Annotated in this window: 13 protein-coding genes; 6 read left to right on the top strand and 7 right to left on the bottom strand. The window is 68.8% G+C overall.

The features are described from left to right. Nucleotides 1–5 precede the first annotated feature (5 nt). Nucleotides 6–1,136 carry an alkaline phosphatase family protein gene (locus RJQ01_RS08430; protein WP_350476293.1) on the bottom strand — a complete coding sequence of 377 codons (1,131 nt, stop codon included), beginning with the start codon at nucleotides 1,134–1,136 and terminating at the stop codon, nucleotides 6–8. Nucleotides 1,137–1,148: 12 nt separating this feature from the next. On the opposite strand from RJQ01_RS08430, the gene RJQ01_RS08425 reads away from it, so the two are divergent. Then, a complete protein-coding gene (locus tag RJQ01_RS08425) occupies nucleotides 1,149–3,611 on the top strand; it encodes a DNA gyrase/topoisomerase IV subunit A (RefSeq protein WP_350476292.1) in 2,463 nt (820 codons plus the stop codon). Between the two features lie 68 nt (nucleotides 3,612–3,679). Here RJQ01_RS08425 and RJQ01_RS08420 read toward each other — a convergent pair whose 3' ends face one another. Next, on the bottom strand, nucleotides 3,680–5,761 hold the full coding sequence (locus RJQ01_RS08420) for a DNA gyrase/topoisomerase IV subunit B (RefSeq protein WP_350476291.1): 2,082 nt from the start codon (nucleotides 5,759–5,761) through the stop codon (nucleotides 3,680–3,682). A gap of 285 nt (nucleotides 5,762–6,046) precedes the next feature. On the opposite strand from RJQ01_RS08420, the gene RJQ01_RS08415 reads away from it, so the two are divergent. Then, nucleotides 6,047–6,274, top strand: coding sequence for a DUF7455 domain-containing protein (locus tag RJQ01_RS08415; protein ID WP_152582935.1), 228 nt, complete (start codon nucleotides 6,047–6,049; stop codon nucleotides 6,272–6,274). A gap of 60 nt (nucleotides 6,275–6,334) precedes the next feature. After that, a complete protein-coding gene (locus RJQ01_RS08410) occupies nucleotides 6,335–7,297 on the top strand; it encodes a sugar-transfer associated ATP-grasp domain-containing protein (protein WP_350476290.1) in 963 nt (320 codons plus the stop codon). On the opposite strand, the gene RJQ01_RS08405 is transcribed toward RJQ01_RS08410, so the two are convergent. The 4 genes from RJQ01_RS08405 to RJQ01_RS08390 form a co-directional block, all read right to left on the bottom strand. Beyond that, on the bottom strand, nucleotides 7,294–8,019 hold the full coding sequence (locus RJQ01_RS08405) for a coenzyme F420-0:L-glutamate ligase (RefSeq protein WP_350476289.1): 726 nt from the start codon (nucleotides 8,017–8,019) through the stop codon (nucleotides 7,294–7,296). The two genes, RJQ01_RS08410 and RJQ01_RS08405, sit on opposite strands and share 4 nt — an antisense overlap. Nucleotides 8,020–8,033: 14 nt before the next feature. Further along, on the bottom strand, nucleotides 8,034–9,542 hold the full coding sequence (locus tag RJQ01_RS08400) for an RNA polymerase sigma factor (protein ID WP_350476288.1): 1,509 nt from the start codon (nucleotides 9,540–9,542) through the stop codon (nucleotides 8,034–8,036). Between the two features lie 179 nt (nucleotides 9,543–9,721). Further along, on the bottom strand, nucleotides 9,722–11,059 hold the full coding sequence (locus tag RJQ01_RS08395) for an MFS transporter (protein ID WP_350476287.1): 1,338 nt from the start codon (nucleotides 11,057–11,059) through the stop codon (nucleotides 9,722–9,724). 47 nt (nucleotides 11,060–11,106) lie between these two features. Then, the gene (locus RJQ01_RS08390; protein WP_350476286.1) at nucleotides 11,107–12,033 is read right to left on the bottom strand and encodes a proteasome assembly chaperone family protein; all 927 of its coding nucleotides are present in this window, start codon (nucleotides 12,031–12,033) and stop codon (nucleotides 11,107–11,109) included. A 113-nt stretch (nucleotides 12,034–12,146) separates the two neighbouring features. On the opposite strand from RJQ01_RS08390, the gene RJQ01_RS08385 reads away from it, so the two are divergent. From RJQ01_RS08385 to sucB, 3 genes are all read left to right on the top strand, one after another. After that, nucleotides 12,147–13,643, top strand: coding sequence for a leucyl aminopeptidase (locus RJQ01_RS08385; RefSeq protein ID WP_350476285.1), 1,497 nt, complete (start codon nucleotides 12,147–12,149; stop codon nucleotides 13,641–13,643). 109 nt (nucleotides 13,644–13,752) lie between these two features. After that, on the top strand, nucleotides 13,753–15,126 hold the full coding sequence (lpdA, locus tag RJQ01_RS08380; RefSeq protein WP_350476284.1) for a dihydrolipoyl dehydrogenase: 1,374 nt from the start codon (nucleotides 13,753–13,755) through the stop codon (nucleotides 15,124–15,126). A 55-nt stretch (nucleotides 15,127–15,181) separates the two neighbouring features. Continuing rightward, a complete protein-coding gene (gene sucB, locus RJQ01_RS08375) occupies nucleotides 15,182–16,699 on the top strand; it encodes a 2-oxoglutarate dehydrogenase, E2 component, dihydrolipoamide succinyltransferase (protein ID WP_350476283.1) in 1,518 nt (505 codons plus the stop codon). On the opposite strand, the gene RJQ01_RS08370 is transcribed toward sucB, so the two are convergent. Next, nucleotides 16,696–18,213 (bottom strand): serine/threonine-protein kinase, encoded by a 1,518-nt coding sequence (locus RJQ01_RS08370; protein WP_350476282.1) that lies wholly within the window; start codon nucleotides 18,211–18,213, stop codon nucleotides 16,696–16,698. The two genes, sucB and RJQ01_RS08370, sit on opposite strands and share 4 nt — an antisense overlap. Nucleotides 18,214–18,268: the final 55 nt, after the last annotated feature.

Raw genomic sequence — 18,268 nt, 5'->3', positions numbered from 1 at the left:
GGCGCTCAGTGCGCGAAGGCACCCCAGCGCGCGAGCGGAACGCGCATCTCTTCGGGCGAGAGAGAGCCGTGCTGACCTACCATGGCGAGCGCTCGGGCTGTCGCCTGACGCTCGTCGTAATAGGCGACTCGCGCCCGCGCGGCGACGAGCACGTCGCCGATGCGGCGCGAGACCTCGTCGTCGACCGTCCCACCGAACCACCCGGCAGAGATCGCCTCGTCGCGTGAGACGACCCACGCGCGCGAGTCCTCCGCGGAACGCCAGCGCTGCAGCACCCCCGCGAGATCGGCCTCCGACTCCACGTGCAGCTGGAGGCAGCGGGGCTCGCCGGCGACAAGGCGGACCCCCCGCCAGAGTTCGCTCTCCGCGGACACGAGCAGCCGAGCATGAGCAGGCACATCGATCATCCCGTGATCAGCCACGAGCAGGGCGCCGGCATCCCGCGGCAGTCGGCTGAAGGCATCCAGAGCCGCATCGAGCTGCTCGAGGGCGGCGATCCACTCAGCCGACTCAGAGCCGAAGGCGTGACCGGCCATATCCAGTTCGGGCACGTAGGTGTACACGAGTGCCGGGGTGGAGCCGCCCAGTAGATCGATCGTGGCCTCGACGCGCTCGGCGATGGTGGGCGCGATCACGAAGCGCGCTCCGCGCAGTACGGCCTCGGTGAACGCCGTGTCCCGGTACCGCGAGGCGGCCACGACGACGGCGTCCACCCCTGCCGCCCGAGCGGACTCGAAGACCGTGGGGTGCGGTTGCCACGTCACCGGGTCCAGATCGGCTGGCCACTGGCCGAGTTGCTGGACGACGCCGTCGCGCTGGGGATCGCGGACCGTGTAGCCGACCATGCCGTGACGGCCCGGGGGGAGACCTGTCGTGAGGGACGCGAGGGCCGAGGCGGTCGTCGTGGGAAAGCCCGCATCGATGACCCCGCCGCGGGACGGGATCGCGGACATGAGGCGCCTCGCGTGCCCGGCGCGCGCGCGCAACGCGGACACTCCGAGGCCATCGGCGAGCAGCACAGCGGCGGAACGCGCCGCGGGGAGCGAGAGCCGTGAGGGCATCGCGGTCAGCGACGCGAAGGCACCGTACAACACGTCGGCGAGTGACGCCGCGTCGGAGCGAGGCGCCGGTAGCATGGGCGCCATCCTATGACTCCGCCATCCCCCAGCCTTCCGAGCGGGATCGAGCCACTCCCCGACGGCGAACGCATCGACGACATCGAGCTCGCCGACGAGATGCAGGGCTCGTTCCTGGAATACGCCTACAGCGTCATCTACTCGCGCGCGCTTCCCGACGCCCGTGACGGCCTCAAGCCCGTGCAGCGCCGCATCCTCTACCAGATGGCCGAGATGGGTCTGCGACCCGACCGCGGCCATGTGAAGTCAGCGCGCGTCGTCGGCGAGGTGATGGGCAAGCTCCATCCCCACGGCGACACTGCGATCTACGACGCCCTCGTGCGTCTGGCGCAGGACTTCACCATGCGGGTGCCCTTCGTCGACGGCCACGGCAACTTCGGGTCGCTCGACGACGGCCCCGCCGCCGCGCGATACACGGAAGCACGGCTGCGCGCTGAGGCCCTCGCGATGGTCGACAGTCTCGACGAGGACGTCGTCGACTTCGTGCCCAACTACGACAACCAGCTCACCCAGCCCGCCGTGCTCCCCGCGGCGTTCCCGAACCTCCTCGTCAACGGCGCGAGCGGCATCGCTGTGGGTATGGCGACCAACATGGTGCCGCACAACCTCATCGAAGTGAGCGCCGCCGCGCACCACCTTCTCGATCATCCCGACGCGAGCCTGGACGACCTCATGGCGTTCGTCCCCGGCCCGGATCTTCCGACCGGGGGAACGATCCTCGGACTCGATGGCGTGCGCGAGGCCTATGCGACCGGACGCGGCAGCTTCAAGACCCGCGCCAAGGTGTCGATCGAGCCCGTGACCGCGCGCAAGACCGGCATCGTCGTCACCGAGCTGCCGTACCTTGTCGGGCCCGAGAAGGTCATCGAGAAGATCAAGGACGGCGTGCAGTCGAAGAAGCTCGCCGGCATCAGCGATGTCACCGACCTCACCGACCGACGCAACGGACTGCGCCTCGTCATCGGCATCAAGACCGGCTTCAGCCCGCAGGCGGTGCTCGAGCAGCTGTACCGGTACACGCCGCTGGAAGACGGCTTCTCGATCAACGCCGTCGCCCTCGTCCACGGGTCACCGAAGACCCTGGGTCTCAAAGAGCTGCTGCAGGTCTACGTCGATCACCGCATCGAGGTGGTCACCCGTCGAAGCCGGTACCGGCTCGAGCGGCGACGCGAGCGCCTGCACCTCGTGGAGGGCCTGCTCATCGCGATCCTCGACATCGACGAGGTCATCCAGGTCATCCGCTCCTCCGACGACGCCGAGGCCGCGCGCACGCGGCTCATGGAGGTGTTCGATCTCTCGCAGGTTCAGAGCGAGTACATTCTCGAGCTGCGTCTGCGGCGCCTCACCAAGTTCAGCCGTATCGAGCTCGAGGCCGAGCGCGACCTCTTGCGGGCAGAGATCGCCGAGCTCGACGCACTTCTCGGAGATCCGGCCCTGGTGCGTGCCGTCGTGGGCGAGGAGCTCGACTCCACAGCGGAACGTTTTGGGACCCCCCGTCGTACTCTGCTCACCGAGGCGGCACCCTCCGCCGCTCCCGTGCGGGCGAAGGGCGCAGCGGTCTCGCTCGAGATCGCCGACTCTCCCTGCCGCGTGCTGCTTTCGACGACCGGCCGCGCCGTGCGCGTCGACATGCCGGAGGGCGTCGCTCTCTCTCGCCCGACTCGACGCGGCAAGCACGACGCGGTGCTCAGCAGCGTGGACTCCACGACGCGCGGAGACCTCCTCGCCATCACGTCGAAGGGCCGCTTTGTGCGCTTCACGCCCGTCGACCTGCCGAGCGTGCCCGCCAACTCGGTGCAGCCGGCAGCGGGCGCGAAGCTGCGCGACTATCTGGGGCTGACCGATGCGAAGGAGCGGGTGCTCGCCATCGTCGACCCGGCGAGCACGACCCCTCTCGCGCTCGGTACGCGCGACGGCGTGGTGAAGCGCCTCGCGCCAGGCTCGGTGCCGTCGCGCCCCGACGGCGAGGTCATCGCGCTCAAGGCCGGCGACGACGTGATCGGGGCCGCCCCCGCCGGGGACGACGCCGAGCTCGTGTTCGTCTCGTCGAGCGCGCAGCTGCTGCACTTCGGCGCCGCGAACGTGCGACCGCAGGGCGCCGCGGCTGGCGGAATGACGGGCATCAAGCTCGCTCCTGGTGCGCGCGCGCTCTTCTTCGGCGCCGTCGGCACCGCGAGCGCCCATGTCGTCACCGTGAGCGGGTCGACCCAGACGATCTCCGGAACAGATCCGGGGCGCGCCAAGGTGTCCTCCTTCTCGGAGTTCCCCGGCAAGGGACGCGCGACCGGTGGAGTGCGCTGCCATGCCTTCCTCAAGGGCGAGGATGCCCTGCAGCTCGCCTGGGTCGGCGCCGATCCCCTCGCCGTCGGCCCGGATGGCGCGACGCGCACCCTGCCCGAGGGCGGTGCACGCCGGGACGGCTCAGGGACGCCGCTGGATGCCGTCATCGGCTCGATCGGCACGTCGATCGCGTAACCCCGCGCGGGTCGCTCACAGGCATCGGATGCCCGGCTCAGGCGGAGCGCACGGCTCAGGTGCGTCGACTACACGTCGATACGGTCTCGGTCGAGACCCTGACCCGCGATGATGAAGTCTTTGCGGGGCGCCACATCGTTGCCCATGAGCAGCTCGAACATGCGCGAGGCCGCCTCGGCATCCGTCACCCGCACGCGGCGCAGTGTGCGGTGCTGCCGGCTCATGGTTGTGTCGGCGAGCTGGTCGGCATCCATCTCGCCCAGGCCTTTGTAGCGCTGAATCGGGTCCTGATACCGCTTGCCGGCCTTCTTCAGGGCCGAGAGCACGCCGTCGAGCTCCTTCTCGCTGTAGGTGTAGACCGTCTCGTTGGGCTTCGAGCCCGGATTCATGACGACGACGCGGTGCAGCGGCGGCACAGCAGAGAACACCCGCCCCTCGTCGATCATGGGGCGCATGTAGCGGAAGAACAGGGTGAGGAGGAGCGTGCGGATGTGCGCGCCATCGACATCGGCGTCGGCCATGATGATGACCTTGCCGTAACGTGCGAGTGCGAGGTCGAAGGTGCGCCCGGATCCGGCGCCGATCACCTGGATGATCGACGCGCACTCCGCGTTCGAGAGCATGTCGCTCACCGAGGCCTTCTGCACGTTGAGGATCTTGCCGCGAATGGGCAAGAGCGCCTGGAACTCGCTGTCGCGCCCGAGCTTCGCGGTGCCCAGCGCACTGTCGCCCTCCACGATGAACAGCTCGCTCTGCTCGACATCGCTCGAGCGGCAGTCGACGAGCTTTGCCGGCAACGAGGAGTTCTCGAGCGCGTTCTTGCGACGCTGGGTCTCCTTGTGGGCGCGTGCCGAGATGCGGCTCTTCATCTCGGAGACGACCTTCTCGAGAACGAGGCCCGTCTGCGCCTTGTCGTCGCGCTTGCTGGAGGAGAAGCGCTGCGCGAGCGAGTCGGTGACGACGCGCGCGACGATCGCCCGAGCCGCCGGGGTGCCGAGCACCTCCTTGGTCTGCCCTTCGAACTGCGGTTCCGGAATGCGTACCGTGAGGACGGCGGTGAGGCCCGCGAGTACGTCGTCCTTCTCGAGCTTGTCGTTGCCGGCCTTGAGCCGGCGGGCGTTCTTCTCGACCTCGCCGCGCAGAAATTTCAAGAGTCCCTGCTCGAAGCCGAGCTGGTGACTGCCGCCTTTCGGCGTCGCGATGATGTTGACGAAGCTGCGGAAGGTCGTGTCGTAGCCCGTTCCCCAGCGCAGGGCGATGTCGACCACGCATTCGCGCTCGAGCTCGGTGGGAGTCATGTGCCCGAGCGAGTCGAGCACGGGCACCGTCTCGGTGAACGTGCCGCTGCCGGTGATGCGCCACGTGTCGGTGAGCGCAGCATCCGGAGCCAGGTAGTCGGTGTACTCGCTGATGCCGCCTGAGAAGTGGAACGACTCGGTAACGGGCTCCTCCGGGCGCTCGTCGCGCACGGTGAGGGTGATGCCGGGCACCAAGAAGGCGGTCTGGCGCACACGCGACATGAGCTCGTCGGTGAGGAAATCGGCGCCCTTGGTGAAGATCTGCGGGTCCGCCCAATAGCGGATGCGCGTTCCCGTCACAGACTTCGCGACCTTGCCGACGACTCGAAGCTCACTGCCGGAGACGAAGGGGCTGAACGGGGCGTCGGGGCGCGGCCCATCCGGCCCGTCGTCGAAGACGCCCGGCTCGCCGCGGTGGAACGACATCGCCCAGGTCTTGCCGTCGCGATCGACCTCGACATCGAGCCGCTCCGAGAGCGCGTTGACCACGGAGGCGCCCACTCCGTGCAGGCCCCCGGATGCGGCATAGGATCCCCCGCCGAACTTGCCCCCCGCGTGCAGCTTCGTGAACACCACTTCGACGCCGCTCAGCCCGGTGCGCGGTTCGATGTCGACGGGAATGCCGCGCGCCCTGTCGCGCACCTCCACGCTGCCGTCCGGGTGCAGCACGAGGTCGATCGTCGACCCGTGGCCGCCGAGCGCCTCGTCCACCGAGTTGTCGATGATCTCCCACAGGCAGTGCATGAGGCCGCGCGAGTCCGTCGAGCCGATGTACATCCCGGGGCGCTTGCGGACGGCTTCGAGTCCCTCGAGTACGGAGAGGTGACGAGCGGAGTAGTCGGAACTGGCCACGGAGATTGCCTCGCGAGATCGTTGCAGGGAACACGGTGGTCGCGCAGGGTGCGTCGACCTCCGCCAGCCTATGCGCCCCTGCCGGGGCGGGCTCGCCGCCACACCGCTCGAGCGTTCCCGGCGACGCGTTCGTCTTCGCGTTCAGCGAAATGGGGGCGCATTGTCACGAGTACCCGGCGTGCGTGTGGTGCAATGGAGCATCGACCGACTCAAGGGGTCGCTCGACTGACGGAGCGAACCGCTGAGGAACGACTCGACACGACGAGGGAAGGCACGAGGCACACCATGACGCAGATCACCACCGAGAGCCCGAACCTCGCCTCCACCGCGCCGCTGACCGGTCTCGACCGCTGCGACAGCTGCGGCGCTCAGGCCTACGTTCGTGTGACGCTCGCGACGGGAGAGCTGCTGTTTTGCGCTCACCACGCCTCGCGCTTCAAGGAGAAGCTCGTCGGCTCCGCGCTCGCCTGGCACGACGAGTCGAGCAGGCTGCACGACGAGAACGACGCCTGAGTGGCGGCATCCCTCGGGCTGGCGCGCCGTGCGCGCTACCTGGTGTCGAGGGCGCGAGCAGTGCGATCGAGCAAGCTTGCCTCGCTCTCCGCGCAGATCGCGAGCGCGACGGGGCGTGCTCGACCGCTCATCGCCCTCGACATGCTGTGGTGCTCCGTGCGCCACGAGGCTGCGTTCCAGGATTACTTCGATTGGGACTTCTTCGCGCTGAGCGCTCGTGAGCGGCGAACGTTCATGACTCACCCGAAGTCGAACCATCTTGCGCAGAAGCTCAACGCGGTCGCGCATCGGCAGCAATTCAGCGACAAGTGTCGTTTCAACGCGCGCTTCTCCGAGTACATCGGCCGTGACTGGCTCGACCTGCGCGCGGCGAGCGACGAGGAGCTCGAGGCATTCCTGCGGGCCCACGAGCGGGTCATGGCGAAGGTGCCGGACAGTCTGGGTGGCGACGGCGTGGAGTCTTTCGTGGCCGCCAGCGCGCTCACTGATGTCGCGTCGTTCAGGAGCGACCGCCTTGCTCGCCGTCAGTTCCTCCTTGAGGAGTTCCTCGCGCAGGACCCCGAGATGGCCCGGCTGTGCCCGACGAGCGTCAACACGCTGCGCATCGTCACGTTCCGCGACGGCGATGAGGTTCGCACGCTCGTTCGGGTGCTCAAGATGGGCAACGGCGGCGATGTCGACAACTTCAGCGGTGGGGGGATGTACACGATCCTCGATGCAGACGGCCTCGCTCGGTATCCCGCCTTTGATGAGTTCGGTGGTGTGTTCAGCGCCCACCCCCTCACGTCGACCTCGATCGTGGGTTTCTCCGTGCCCCAGTGGGATGCCGTGGAGCGGCTGACGGACGCCCTGGCGCGCGAGGTGCCCGAGATCCCCTATGTCGGGTGGGATATCGCGATCACCCCGGAGGGTCCCGTCGTCGTCGAAGGCAACTACAACACCGGGGTGTTCCAGCTGAAGCCGACTGCGACAGGCATCCGCACCGGCCTGCTGCCGGTGTACCGCGAGGCGATCGGGTTCTAGGCCCGCCGCGTCTCGTCCGCGAGCGTGCGGACCACGCCGAGCGGCGTGCTCTGGTGCCCCTGTCCCAGCGGGTTGTCCGCCAGGATGCTCACGAGGCGACGCTCCCCCGCGGCATCGAGAGTTGATCCCAGAATGTTGCCGCCGAAGTCGTTGATGTCGACGACGGCGACCTCCACCGGTGCGACGGCGGCGAGTGCGACCTGCAGCTCGCGGGCGACCTGGCGGGGCTTCTCCGGAACGAGCACGACCTGCGTGTTGTAGGGAGGAATCGTGCCCGAGGTCGGACCGTCGATGCCTCGGGCCTTGGAACCCGCGATGCGATAGAAGTCCCCGCGCCGTCCGAGTGCCTTGGTGACGGCCGCGACGCCGGCGGCGACGACGATGCGCGGGGTGCCGCACTCGCGCAGTGCCATCTCCATCGTCTCGGGAATACCCAGCCCGATGCCGTGCGACGTCTTGGTGACGTGCCGCGACAGCCAGCGAGCAAGAGGTCGCGCCTGGATGGAGTCCACTGCGTAGGAGCGGCCCTGCGAGATCGCCACGATCTTCTCGGTCACGATGAGCACGTCCCCCGGCTCGATCACCGGGCCCGCATAGCGGGTGACGACGTCAACGATGTCGTCGTCCGTCATCACGACGTGGGTGCTGATCGGGATACGCCGCACCCGCTGCCCGGCGACGTCGACGTCGAGCGCTTTGCCCTCGTTCGGTGCCTCTGCCATGGGGTCGCGCCTCCCTATTCGAGGTAGTCGCGCAACGCCTGCGAGCGCGAAGGGTGGCGCAGCTTCGCCATCGTCTTGGACTCTATCTGGCGGATGCGCTCGCGCGTCACGCCGAAGGTGTCCCCGATCTGGTCGAGCGTTTTCGGCATGCCGTCGCCGAGCCCGAATCGCATGCGGATCACTCCCGCTTCGCGCTCGGAGAGCGAGTCCAGGAGGCTCTCGAGCTGCTTCTGCAGCATCGTGAAGCCCACGGCGTCGGCGGGGACGACTGCCTCGGTGTCCTCGATCAGGTCACCGAACTCGCTGTCGCCGTCCTCACCCAGCGGAGTGTGCAGGGAGATGGGCTCGCGTCCGTACTTCTGCACCTCGATGACCTTCTCCGGGGTCATGTCCAGCTCGCGGCTGAGCTCCTCTGGAGTGGGCTCTCGCCCGAGGTCCTGCAGCATCTGTCGCTGCACGCGGGCAAGCTTGTTGATGACCTCGACCATGTGGACCGGGATGCGGATCGTCCGCGCCTGGTCAGCCATGGCGCGCGTGATCGCCTGGCGGATCCACCAGGTCGCATAGGTGGAGAACTTGAAGCCCTTGGTGTAGTCGAACTTCTCGACGGCGCGGATGAGGCCCAGGTTGCCCTCCTGGATGAGATCCAGGAACTGCATACCGCGGCCGGTGTACCGCTTGGCGAGCGAGACGACGAGGCGCAGGTTGGCACCCAGAAGATGGTTCTTGGCGCGCTGACCATCGCGCGCCACCCAGGCGAGGTCGCGCCCCGCCGTGGTGCGCTTCTCCTTCTCGGTCATCGAGGAGAGCTTCTCTTCGGCGAACAGGCCCGCCTCGATGCGCATGGCCAGCTCGACCTCCTCGGCGGCGTTGAGAAGGGGAACCTTGCCGATCTGCTTGAGGTAGTCCTTCACGGGGTCGGCGGTCGCCCCCGTAATGGTCGTCGAGTAGACCGGCACCTCGTCGTCCTCGGTGTTGCTGAGTACGATCGCTCCAGTCGGGAACGGGCCGGCGGCGGCCTTGTCGCCGTCGTCGTCGGCGCTCTCGTCGGTGTCGCCCGCATCATCGGCGCTCTCGGCGGATTCCGTGACGTCTGTCGGGGTAGCGGTCGAGGTCTCGTCCTCGTCCTCGTCAGCGGCTGCAGATGCGCCCGCGGCCGACGTGGCCTTCTTGGCGCGGGAGGGCTTCGTCGTCGACGTGGCCGCAGTGGACTTCTTCGCGGCGGTGGACTTGGCCGCAATCGACTTGGCCGCAGTCGACTTGGCCGCAGTGGACTTCGCGGCAGTGGACTTCGTGGACTTCGCGGCAGTCGACTTCGCGGCAGTGGACTTCGTGGACTTCGCGGCAGTGGACTTCGCGGCAGTGGACGTGGCCGCCGACGTCTTGGCGGGCGCGGTCTTCGTCGCCGAGGTCTTCGTCGCCGAGGTCTTCGCGGCGGGAGCCTTCGTCGCCGCGGTCTTCGTGGCGCTGGTCGACGATGCGGCCTTCTTCTTCGCGGGCGTAGTGGTTGTTCGGGTAGCCATGGGCCCCTTCTTTCCGCGTTCTCCGGGCAGTACAACGACCCATGTCAAGTCGCGAACTCCGTCAGAAGCTCAGGGCTTCTGGAAAGTTACGTCGACCGACCGGGTCGTGAGCACTTATTATTGCACGCGCGGTGGAGCCTCCCGACCACGGGTGCTCAGACTCGTCCGCCGCTACCTGCTCAGCCTTGCCCGCCCCCGCCGATGCCACGGCGACCCCGGCGCCACCGCGCGATGATCGCAGTCCAGAGCGGCGCGACGGCAATTCCCTCCTCTTCCTCGAGCCGACGGCGAGTGCGACGCCTCGCGACGATCAGGCCGGCGACCGCGATCCCGATGAGGGGATACTGCACCGCGAAGGCGAGTCGCCAGTTCTGCCAGGCGTACAGCTCGCTCGGTGCCGTTCCGCTGCTGACAGCGTCGAGCGCGAGACCTACGGCGAGCACGAGCACGACGGTGGTGACGAACCCGCCGACATTGACGAAGCCCGTGGCGGCACCGTGGCTGGCCGTGGGATTGAAGGTGCGCGCGAAGTCGAATCCGATGAGAGACCCGGGGCCGCCTACCGCGAGCACCGTCAGGAACAAGATCACCGCGGGCAACGGCGGCGGTGACTCGGGCAGCAGAAGAGCGGCCCAGGCAACCGCGGTCGCCGCGACGATGCCGAGCACGATGCTGGAGCGGCGCAGGGGGAATCGCGCCGAGAGGAGACCGATCGCGGGCCCGGCTGCTGCTCCCGCGACGACGATGAGCCCGAGAAGCGCTCCCGTCAGTCCAGGGCCGTAGCCCAGTCCGACCGAGAGGAACGGATACCCCCACAGCAGGACGAACATCGTGGGCGAGGACTGCGTGACGGCATGCGCCCAGAAACCCAATCGCGTGCCCGGCCGCCGCAGGGCATCCGAGAGCCTCGCGAGCGCTATGCGCAGTGTGAGAGCGCGCTCGTCGACATGGTCTGCAGGCGCGTCTCGTACGGCCGCTGTCACCAGCGCGGCGGCCAGAAGAGACAGCGACGCCGCCGAGAGGAAGGCCGTTGTCCATCCGGCAAGACCGAGCAGCGCCACGAACGGGACGGCGGAGAGCAGTTGGCCCGACTGCCCGAGGGTTCCGACCCACTGCTGCAACTGCGGAAGCCGAGGGGGGGAGAACCACGCACCCAAGAGCCGCAGCACGGAGAGGAACGTCATCGCGTCGCCGGCGCCGACCAGCACGCGTCCGACGACCGCGATTCCCAGGTCGCTCGCCAGCGCCACAGCAGCCTGGCCAAGTGCCATCGCGATGGCCCCCGCGGCGATGAGCACACGGGGGCCGAATCGATCGATGAGCACGCCGACGGGAATCTGCAGAATCGCGTAGACGCCGAGTTGCAGCACGGCGAGCGACGACACCGCCGTCGCGTCGATCGAGAATCGCGTCGTCGCTTCTACGCCGACGACCCCGACCGACGTACGCTGGAGGATCGCGACGACGTAGGCGAGGCAGGCGACAACGAGGACGACGATCGCCCGACGGGAGTCCACGCCGCAAGCCTAGGGTCGCGGCTCGTGGCAACGATGCGCCGTGCCGGTCAGCGATCGCCTCGGTCGTCGTCGCTGGTGCGACGGAAGGCGAGGAACTTCTCCAGCTCCGCCGCGATGGAGTCGGCCGTAGGCAGTTCACCGTCTTCGTCCATGAGGGGCGACCGCAAGGGGTTGTCCTCCATGTAGCTGTCGTGTCTCTCTTCCAGGGTGCCGACCATGCGCGCGAGCTCTGCGTTTCCCTCGACCTGTCCCTCGATCTTGGCGAGGAACTCGCGCCCGTCCTCCCTCAACTGATCGGTCGGGAAGAGCAGGCCGGTGGCGGCCGTGATGCTCTCCAGCGCCGTCACCGCGGCGTCGGGGAACTCAGTATCGGCCAGGTAGTGCGGAACCAGGAGCACGAACCCGGCGAGTGGGTGGTCACTCTCGGTGAGCCGGTACTCGAGCAGGTGCAGTGCGTTGCCGGGAACCTGGGTGCGCGGGCGCCACACCGAGAGCGTCTCGATGAGGTCCTCCCGATTGCCGCTCACGGTCACGCCGATGGGTCGGGTGTGCGGCACGGGCATCGGTATGGCGTGCACCCAGGTCGTCGAGGCGATGCCGTATCGCGCGATGAGCTGCTCGACCGCCTGGGTGAACCGCTCCCACTGGAAGTCGGGCTCGTACCCGGTGAGCAGCAGGAAGGGCGAGCCGACGTCGTCCTGAGCCAGCCGGAGGGCGAGCGAGGGCTTGCGGAACTCTGTCAGACGCGTCTCGTCGAAGAACAACACGGGGCGCCGAGCGCGGTAGTCGAGAAGCTCGTCATTGTTGAACACCACGACGTCACGGTGACTCAAGTGTTCCACGAGGTACTCGGCGACCTGGCCGACCGCACCGCCGGCGTCTGCGAAACCAGTCAGTCCCACGACGAGCGGCAGCCCAGCAGGCACCTCGTCCTCCCGCAGGATGACGGTGTACAGCTCGTCGGGCGATCGCATGCCTCCATGGTAGGGCGGCGCCCTGAGCGCGTGGCACCAGACGGGAGCGCCCTGAGCGAACAGAGGGCTGCCCGTGTCGAGGACGCGCGCGCAAGCGCGGATACGATGGCCGGATGCCCTCTCCCACGCTCTCCGCCACCGACCTCTCCCCGGCCGATCTCAGCGCTGACGTGCTCGTCGTGGGCGTCGCAGCCAGCGCCGAAGGGCCCCGTCTCGCCGACGAGGCGTCGCTCGGCGAGGCGTCGCTGAGCACCGATGAGCTTGTCGCGCTCGGCGTCACGGGCGCGGTGGATACGACACAGCGTCTGGCCGCTCCGAGGGGAGTGTCGGCACGAAGCCTTCTCCTCGTCGGTCTCGGCGCTGCCGAGCCGACCTCTGACACACTGCGCTCCGCGGCGGGCTCGGCCGCTCGAGCGGCGAGCGATGCCGCTCGACTCGCGTTCGCCCTCCCCACCGCAACGCCGGAGGATGTGCAAGCAGTCCTGGAGGGAGCCGCTCTCGGCGGATACAAATACGTCCCCCGGTCCGCGCCCGGTGCTGCCTCCGCCGTGGCCGAGGTCACGATCGCCACGCGCGTGCCCGGTGCGCACGAGGCGGCCGAGCGCGCCGCCATCACCTCCCAGGCCGTGACCATCGTGCGCGATCTTGTCAACGAACCGCCGAACACGCTCTACCCGGCGAGCTTCGTGGAGCGTGCCCGCGAGCTCACCGCCGAGCTCGACCTCGAGCTCGAGGAGTGGGGGGTCGATGAGCTGCGCGAGGGCGGCTACGGCGGCATTCTCGGTGTTGGACAGGGCTCGTCTCGGCCCCCGAGGCTCCTCGCGGTGCGCTACCGCGCCGAGGAGGATGCCCCGCACCTCGCCCTCGTCGGCAAAGGCATCACCTTCGACTCGGGCGGGCTCTCCCTCAAGCCGGCTGCCTCCATGGTGGGCATGAAGTACGACATGACGGGGGCGGCGACCGTGCTCGCCACGATCATCGCCGTTGCGCGACTGGACCTGCCGTTGCGCATGACCGCCTGGCTGTGCCTGGCCGAGAACCTCCCCTCCTCGACGGCGATCCGACCGAACGACGTGCTCACCATCCGCGGCGGCAGGACCGTCGAGGTTCTCAACACCGACGCCGAGGGTCGTCTCGTGCTCGCCGACGGCATCGTGCGCGCGAGCGAGGAGCACCCCGACGCCATCATCGACGTTGCGACCCTCACCGGCGCTGCGCGCGTCGCGCTCGGCGAGCGCTACTCGGCCGTCATGGGAGACGACGCGCTCGTCGAGCGCGTGCGCAGCGCCGCAACCTCCACGGGCGAGCTGGTGTGGCCGATGCCGCTCCCCGCGGAGCTGCGCGCGCTCCTGGCGACCGAGGTCGCCGACATCGCCAACGCGAAGCCGGGAAGCACGGCCGCTGGCATGCTCCTGGCGGGAGTGTTCCTGCGCGAGTTCGTCGGCCGGGCCAGCGACGACGATGAAGCGCCGAGCATCCCGTGGGCGCACCTCGATATCGCAGGTGCCGCCAACAACGGATCAGGAGCGTACGGGTTCACGCCGAAAGGCCCGTCGGGAGTGACCGTGCGCCTGCTCATCGCCCTCGCAGAGTCCTACGCCGCCAAGTAGTAGGCTCGACACCCGGGTGCGTCGCACGTGCCCGCTGCCCCGGGCCGGCGCTCGACACTCTTCGTCGGCCTCCGCACGAGAATCCTGATCATTGAGGGAGTACCTGCCGGTGTCGGACCAGAATTTTGACCTTGTCGTCCTCGGAGCCGGAAGCGGCGGATACGCTGCCGCTCTGCGCGCCAGCCAGCTCGGCATGAGCGTTGGCCTCATCGAGAAGAGCAAAGTGGGCGGCACGTGCCTGCACGTCGGCTGCATCCCCACGAAGGCGCTGCTGCACGCAGCCGAGATCGCCGACGCCGCCCGCGACTCCGCACAGTTCGGTGTGACCGCGACCCTCGAGGGCATCGACATCCCCGGTGTGACGAAATACCGCGAGTCGATCGTGTCGAGCAAGCACAAGGGCCTGCAGGGGCTCATCAAGGCGCGCGGTATCACGACCATCGAGGGAGAAGGTCGGCTGACCTCGCCCACCACGGTGCAGGTCGGCGACGACACGATCACCGGCAAGAATGTCGTGCTCGCCACGGGCTCGTACTCTCGCACCCTCCCCGGCCTGGAGATCGGTGGGCGCGTCATCACCTCCGAGCAGGCCCTCCAGCTCGATCACGTGCCGAAGAAAGTGGCCGTCCTCGGTGGAGGTGTGATCGGCGTCGAGTTCTCGAGCGTCTGGCGCTCCTTCGGCTCCGACGTGCACATCATCGAGGCGCTGCCGCACCTCGTGCCGATGGAGGATGAGGCGATCTCCAAGCTCTTCGAGCGCGCCTACCGCAAGCGCGGCATCGAGTTCACGCTCGGCAAGCGATTCCAGGGCGTGACGCAGAGCGACGACGGCGTCGTCGTCACGCTCGACGACGGCACGACGATCGAGGCCGACATCCTCCTCGTCGCGGTCGGGCGGGGCCCTGCGACGGCGGGACTCGGCTTCGAAGAGGTGGGCGTGGAGATGGATCGCGGCTTCGTGGTCACCAACGAGCGGCTGGAGACGAGCATCCCGGGCCTGTACGCCGTCGGCGACATCGTCCCGGGGCTGCAGCTCGCGCACCGCGGCTTCCAGCACGGCATCTTCGTGGCTGAGGAGCTCGCCGGTCTGGGGCCGGTCGTGATCGACGACATCAACGTTCCCAAGGTCACCTACAGCGAGCCCGAGGTCGCCTCCATCGGACTCACGGAGGCCAAGGCGAAGGAGATCCACGGGGCTGATGCGATCGCCAGCTACGACTACAACCTGGCCGGGAACGGCAAGAGCCACATTCTCGAGACCTCCGGCATCATCAAGGTGATCCGCGTCAAGGACGGTCCCGTTGTCGGCGTGCACATGATCGGCGCGAGGGTGGGCGAGCAGATCGGTGAAGCGCAGCTCATCGTCAACTGGGATGCGTACCCGGAAGACATCGCTCCCCTGCTGCACGCGCACCCCACCCAGAACGAGGCGCTCGGCGAGGCGTTCCTCGCCCTGGCGGGCAAGCCGCTGCACAGCGCCTGAACGCCGACCGATCGCTAGGCTAGAGACACTCAAGGCTTCGAAGGAGCAACTACTGATGAGCGAATCCGTCAACCTCCCGGCGCTCGGCGAGAGCGTCACCGAGGGCACGGTCACCCGATGGTTGAAGAACGTGGGAGACCGCGTCGAGGTGGACGAGCCGCTACTCGAGGTGTCGACCGACAAGGTCGACACCGAGATCCCCTCCCCCATCGCCGGTGTGATCGAGGAGATCCTCGTCGCTGAGGACGAGACCGTCGAGGTCGGCACCGCTCTCGTGCGCATCGGGGACGGCGAGGGCGGCGGCTCCGCTCCCGCGGAGTCCGCGCCTGCCGAGTCAGCGCCCGCCGAGTCCGCGCCTGCGGCATCGGCTGCCGCGGCCTCAGCGCCCGCCGAGCCCAGCGCACCCGCCGAGCCCAGCGCACCTGCCGAGCCCAGCGCGCCCGCGGAGCCCAGTGCCCCCGCACAGTCCAGCGCACCCGCCGAACCGTCTGCTGCCGCCGAGCCATCCGCGCCGGCCGAACCGTCTGCGCCGGCTGCTCCCAGCGCGACGGCGGAGCCCAGTGCACCCGCGGAGCCGTCCGCACCCACGGAGCCGAGCGCACCAGCGGCCTCCGCAACAGCGGCGTCCAGCGCATCCGCTTCCGCCTCGGCATCGGCGAGCGCTCCGGACTCCAGCGCTGCCGGCTACATCACGCCCCTCGTGCGCAAGCTGGCCCAGGAGCGCGGTGTCGATCTTTCCAGCGTGACCGGCACCGGTGTCGGTGGCCGCATTCGCAAGCAGGATGTGCTCGATGCCGCCGAGAGTGGCGGAGCCGTTCCCGCGAGCGCCCCGGCGCGAGCACCCCTCGAGGTCTCGCCGCTGCGCGGCACAAGCGCATCCATGTCGCGTCTGCGCAAGGTGATCGCCGAGCGCGCCGTCGTCTCGATGCAGTCGACGGCTCAGCTCACCACCGTTGTCGAGGTCGATGTCACGAAGGTCGCGGCACTGCGCACGGCCGTGAAAGACACCTTCCTCACGTCGACGGGCCTGAAGCTCAGCTTCCTGCCGTTCTTCGCGAAGGCCACGACCGAGGCTCTCCAGGCCTTCCCGATCATCAATGCGACGGTCGAGGACGACACGATCGTCTACCCCGAGTCGGAGAACCTCTCCATCGCGGTCGACACCGAGCGCGGGCTCCTCACGCCGGTCATCCGCAACGCGGGCGACCTCTCGATTGCCGATCTCGCCCGCGAGATCGCTGATCTCGCCGAGCGCACGCGCGACAACAAGCTCAAGCCCGACGAGCTCGCGGGCGGCACCTTCACGCTCACGAATACCGGTTCCCGCGGCGCGCTCTTCGACACCCCCGTCGTGTTCCTGCCGCAGGTGGCCATCCTCGGCACGGGCGTCGTCACCAAGAAGCCGGTGGTCATGACCGTGGACGGCTCCGACGTGATCGCGGTGCGCTCGACTGTCTACCTTGCGCTCTCCTACGATCACCGCATCATCGACGGCGCCGACGCTGCGCGGTTCCTGACCGCCATCAAGGAGCGCCTCGAGGAAGCCGACTTCCACGGCGACCTCGGCATCTAGCCCCGAGGCTCGACGAGCACGTCGCGAAGACGCCAGCCGGTGGCCTCGCTCCACATCAGCAGGAGCGAGGCCACCGTCGTCTCCGGCCCCACGAGGTCGACGAAAACCGCAGCGCCCATCCGCTCGACGACCACCAGATCGCGCGGGCCGTCCCTCCACGCTCGCAGCACGCGCGCGGTTTCGTCACTCGGAACGCGCAGAGCCGCCTCGGCGGACGACCCCTCCTGCGTCGACTCGCGCTCACACGGCGCTGCCGGTCGCGCGCGGCACTCGAGCCAGCGCACCACCAGGGCGCCCGCAACCTCGACCCACTGCTCAGGATCCGGACGGCGGGTGAGCAGCGCCGACTCATCGAGAGGATCTCGAGAGTGCGACAGTGGCACGAGCGGAACGGCGCTCTCCTCGCCGAGCGCAGCCGACGAACCCGGCCGGTCGTCCACTCCCGCGCCCCCAGGCGCTCTACCCGCGCCGTCGGGCGCGTCCCCCGCACCGAGCAGGAGCAGGGCGAGCACCACGGACGCCACACCAGCGGCACCGACAGCGATGGTGCGGGGCCTCACGCGGAGCTCACGGCGCTCCCGCGTCGCTGCCTGCAGCATCACGAGTCGCTCCTCGAGCCGCATCGTCGACTCCACCAACGACTCCGGAAGGGCGACACGGCGCAGCAGTGGCGCCAGACGGCCCACCCCAGGGGGCTGCCGCCCGTCTGATGCTTCTGCCGACACCGAAGCGGGAGAACGCGCGTGGGGCGGCCCCCAGCCCGGCCGCCCGCGGTCGCGGGGGACGGACTGGATGGCGCCGCCGCCCGTCGTCAGCGCGGGGCGAGGAGGGTTGCGCACCGGAGCAGGCTCGGCGCAATCGAACACGGCGCCCACAATGGTGGCGAGCTCGGCGCCGGTCGAGCGACCATGGTCGATCACGTTCGCGAGTTCCTCGCCACCAGGAGGCGTGACGTGTCGGGCGATGATGGTCGCGAGGGCCAGAGCACTGTCATGATCGAGTCGGTACTGCGCATCGCGACCCCGGAGATGAGTGGGCACGACAGCGCCTGCCCGTGCTGAGCCGAAGCGCGTGATCACGGGTGACCCATCGGCACGCAGCCGGATTCCCTCCGTCGAGACACCTCCGAAGGTCAGGCCGCGGTCGTGCGCCGCGGCAACCGTCTCGAGGATGGGCACGATGAGCGTCACCGCCTCGCCCGCGGAGAGCTCGGCTCGTCGGTCGTTGAGGAACTCGTCGAGTCGCGGGCCGCTGAGGTACTCGAGCACGATAACGGGCGCGCCGGCATCGCTCGTCCCGAGGTCCAGCAACGTCGCCGCGTGATCACGCGGTGCTCGAGCACGCGCCTCGACTTCACGATCGATCTCGGTGGTGTCGAGACTCTCCGAGGCGACGCGCAACACTCGAGGCTCACCATCGTGCTGGGCCAGGAGGAGAGTGGCGCGGGGGCCTCGGACGAGCAGTCGGACGATCGGGTAACCCGCCACCTGCGTCGCGGATGCGCTCGGAACCATGAGACCCACTGTCGAGCATCCGCGCGCCGCGCCATCGCCGGCGATGACACATGGG

The organism is Microcella sp. (genome assembly GCF_040286215.1).
Classification (GTDB): Bacteria; Actinomycetota; Actinomycetes; order Actinomycetales; family Microbacteriaceae; genus Microcella.
Note: the sequence above shows the minus strand (reverse complement) of the source record. Positions and strands in the feature narration are given on the sequence as shown.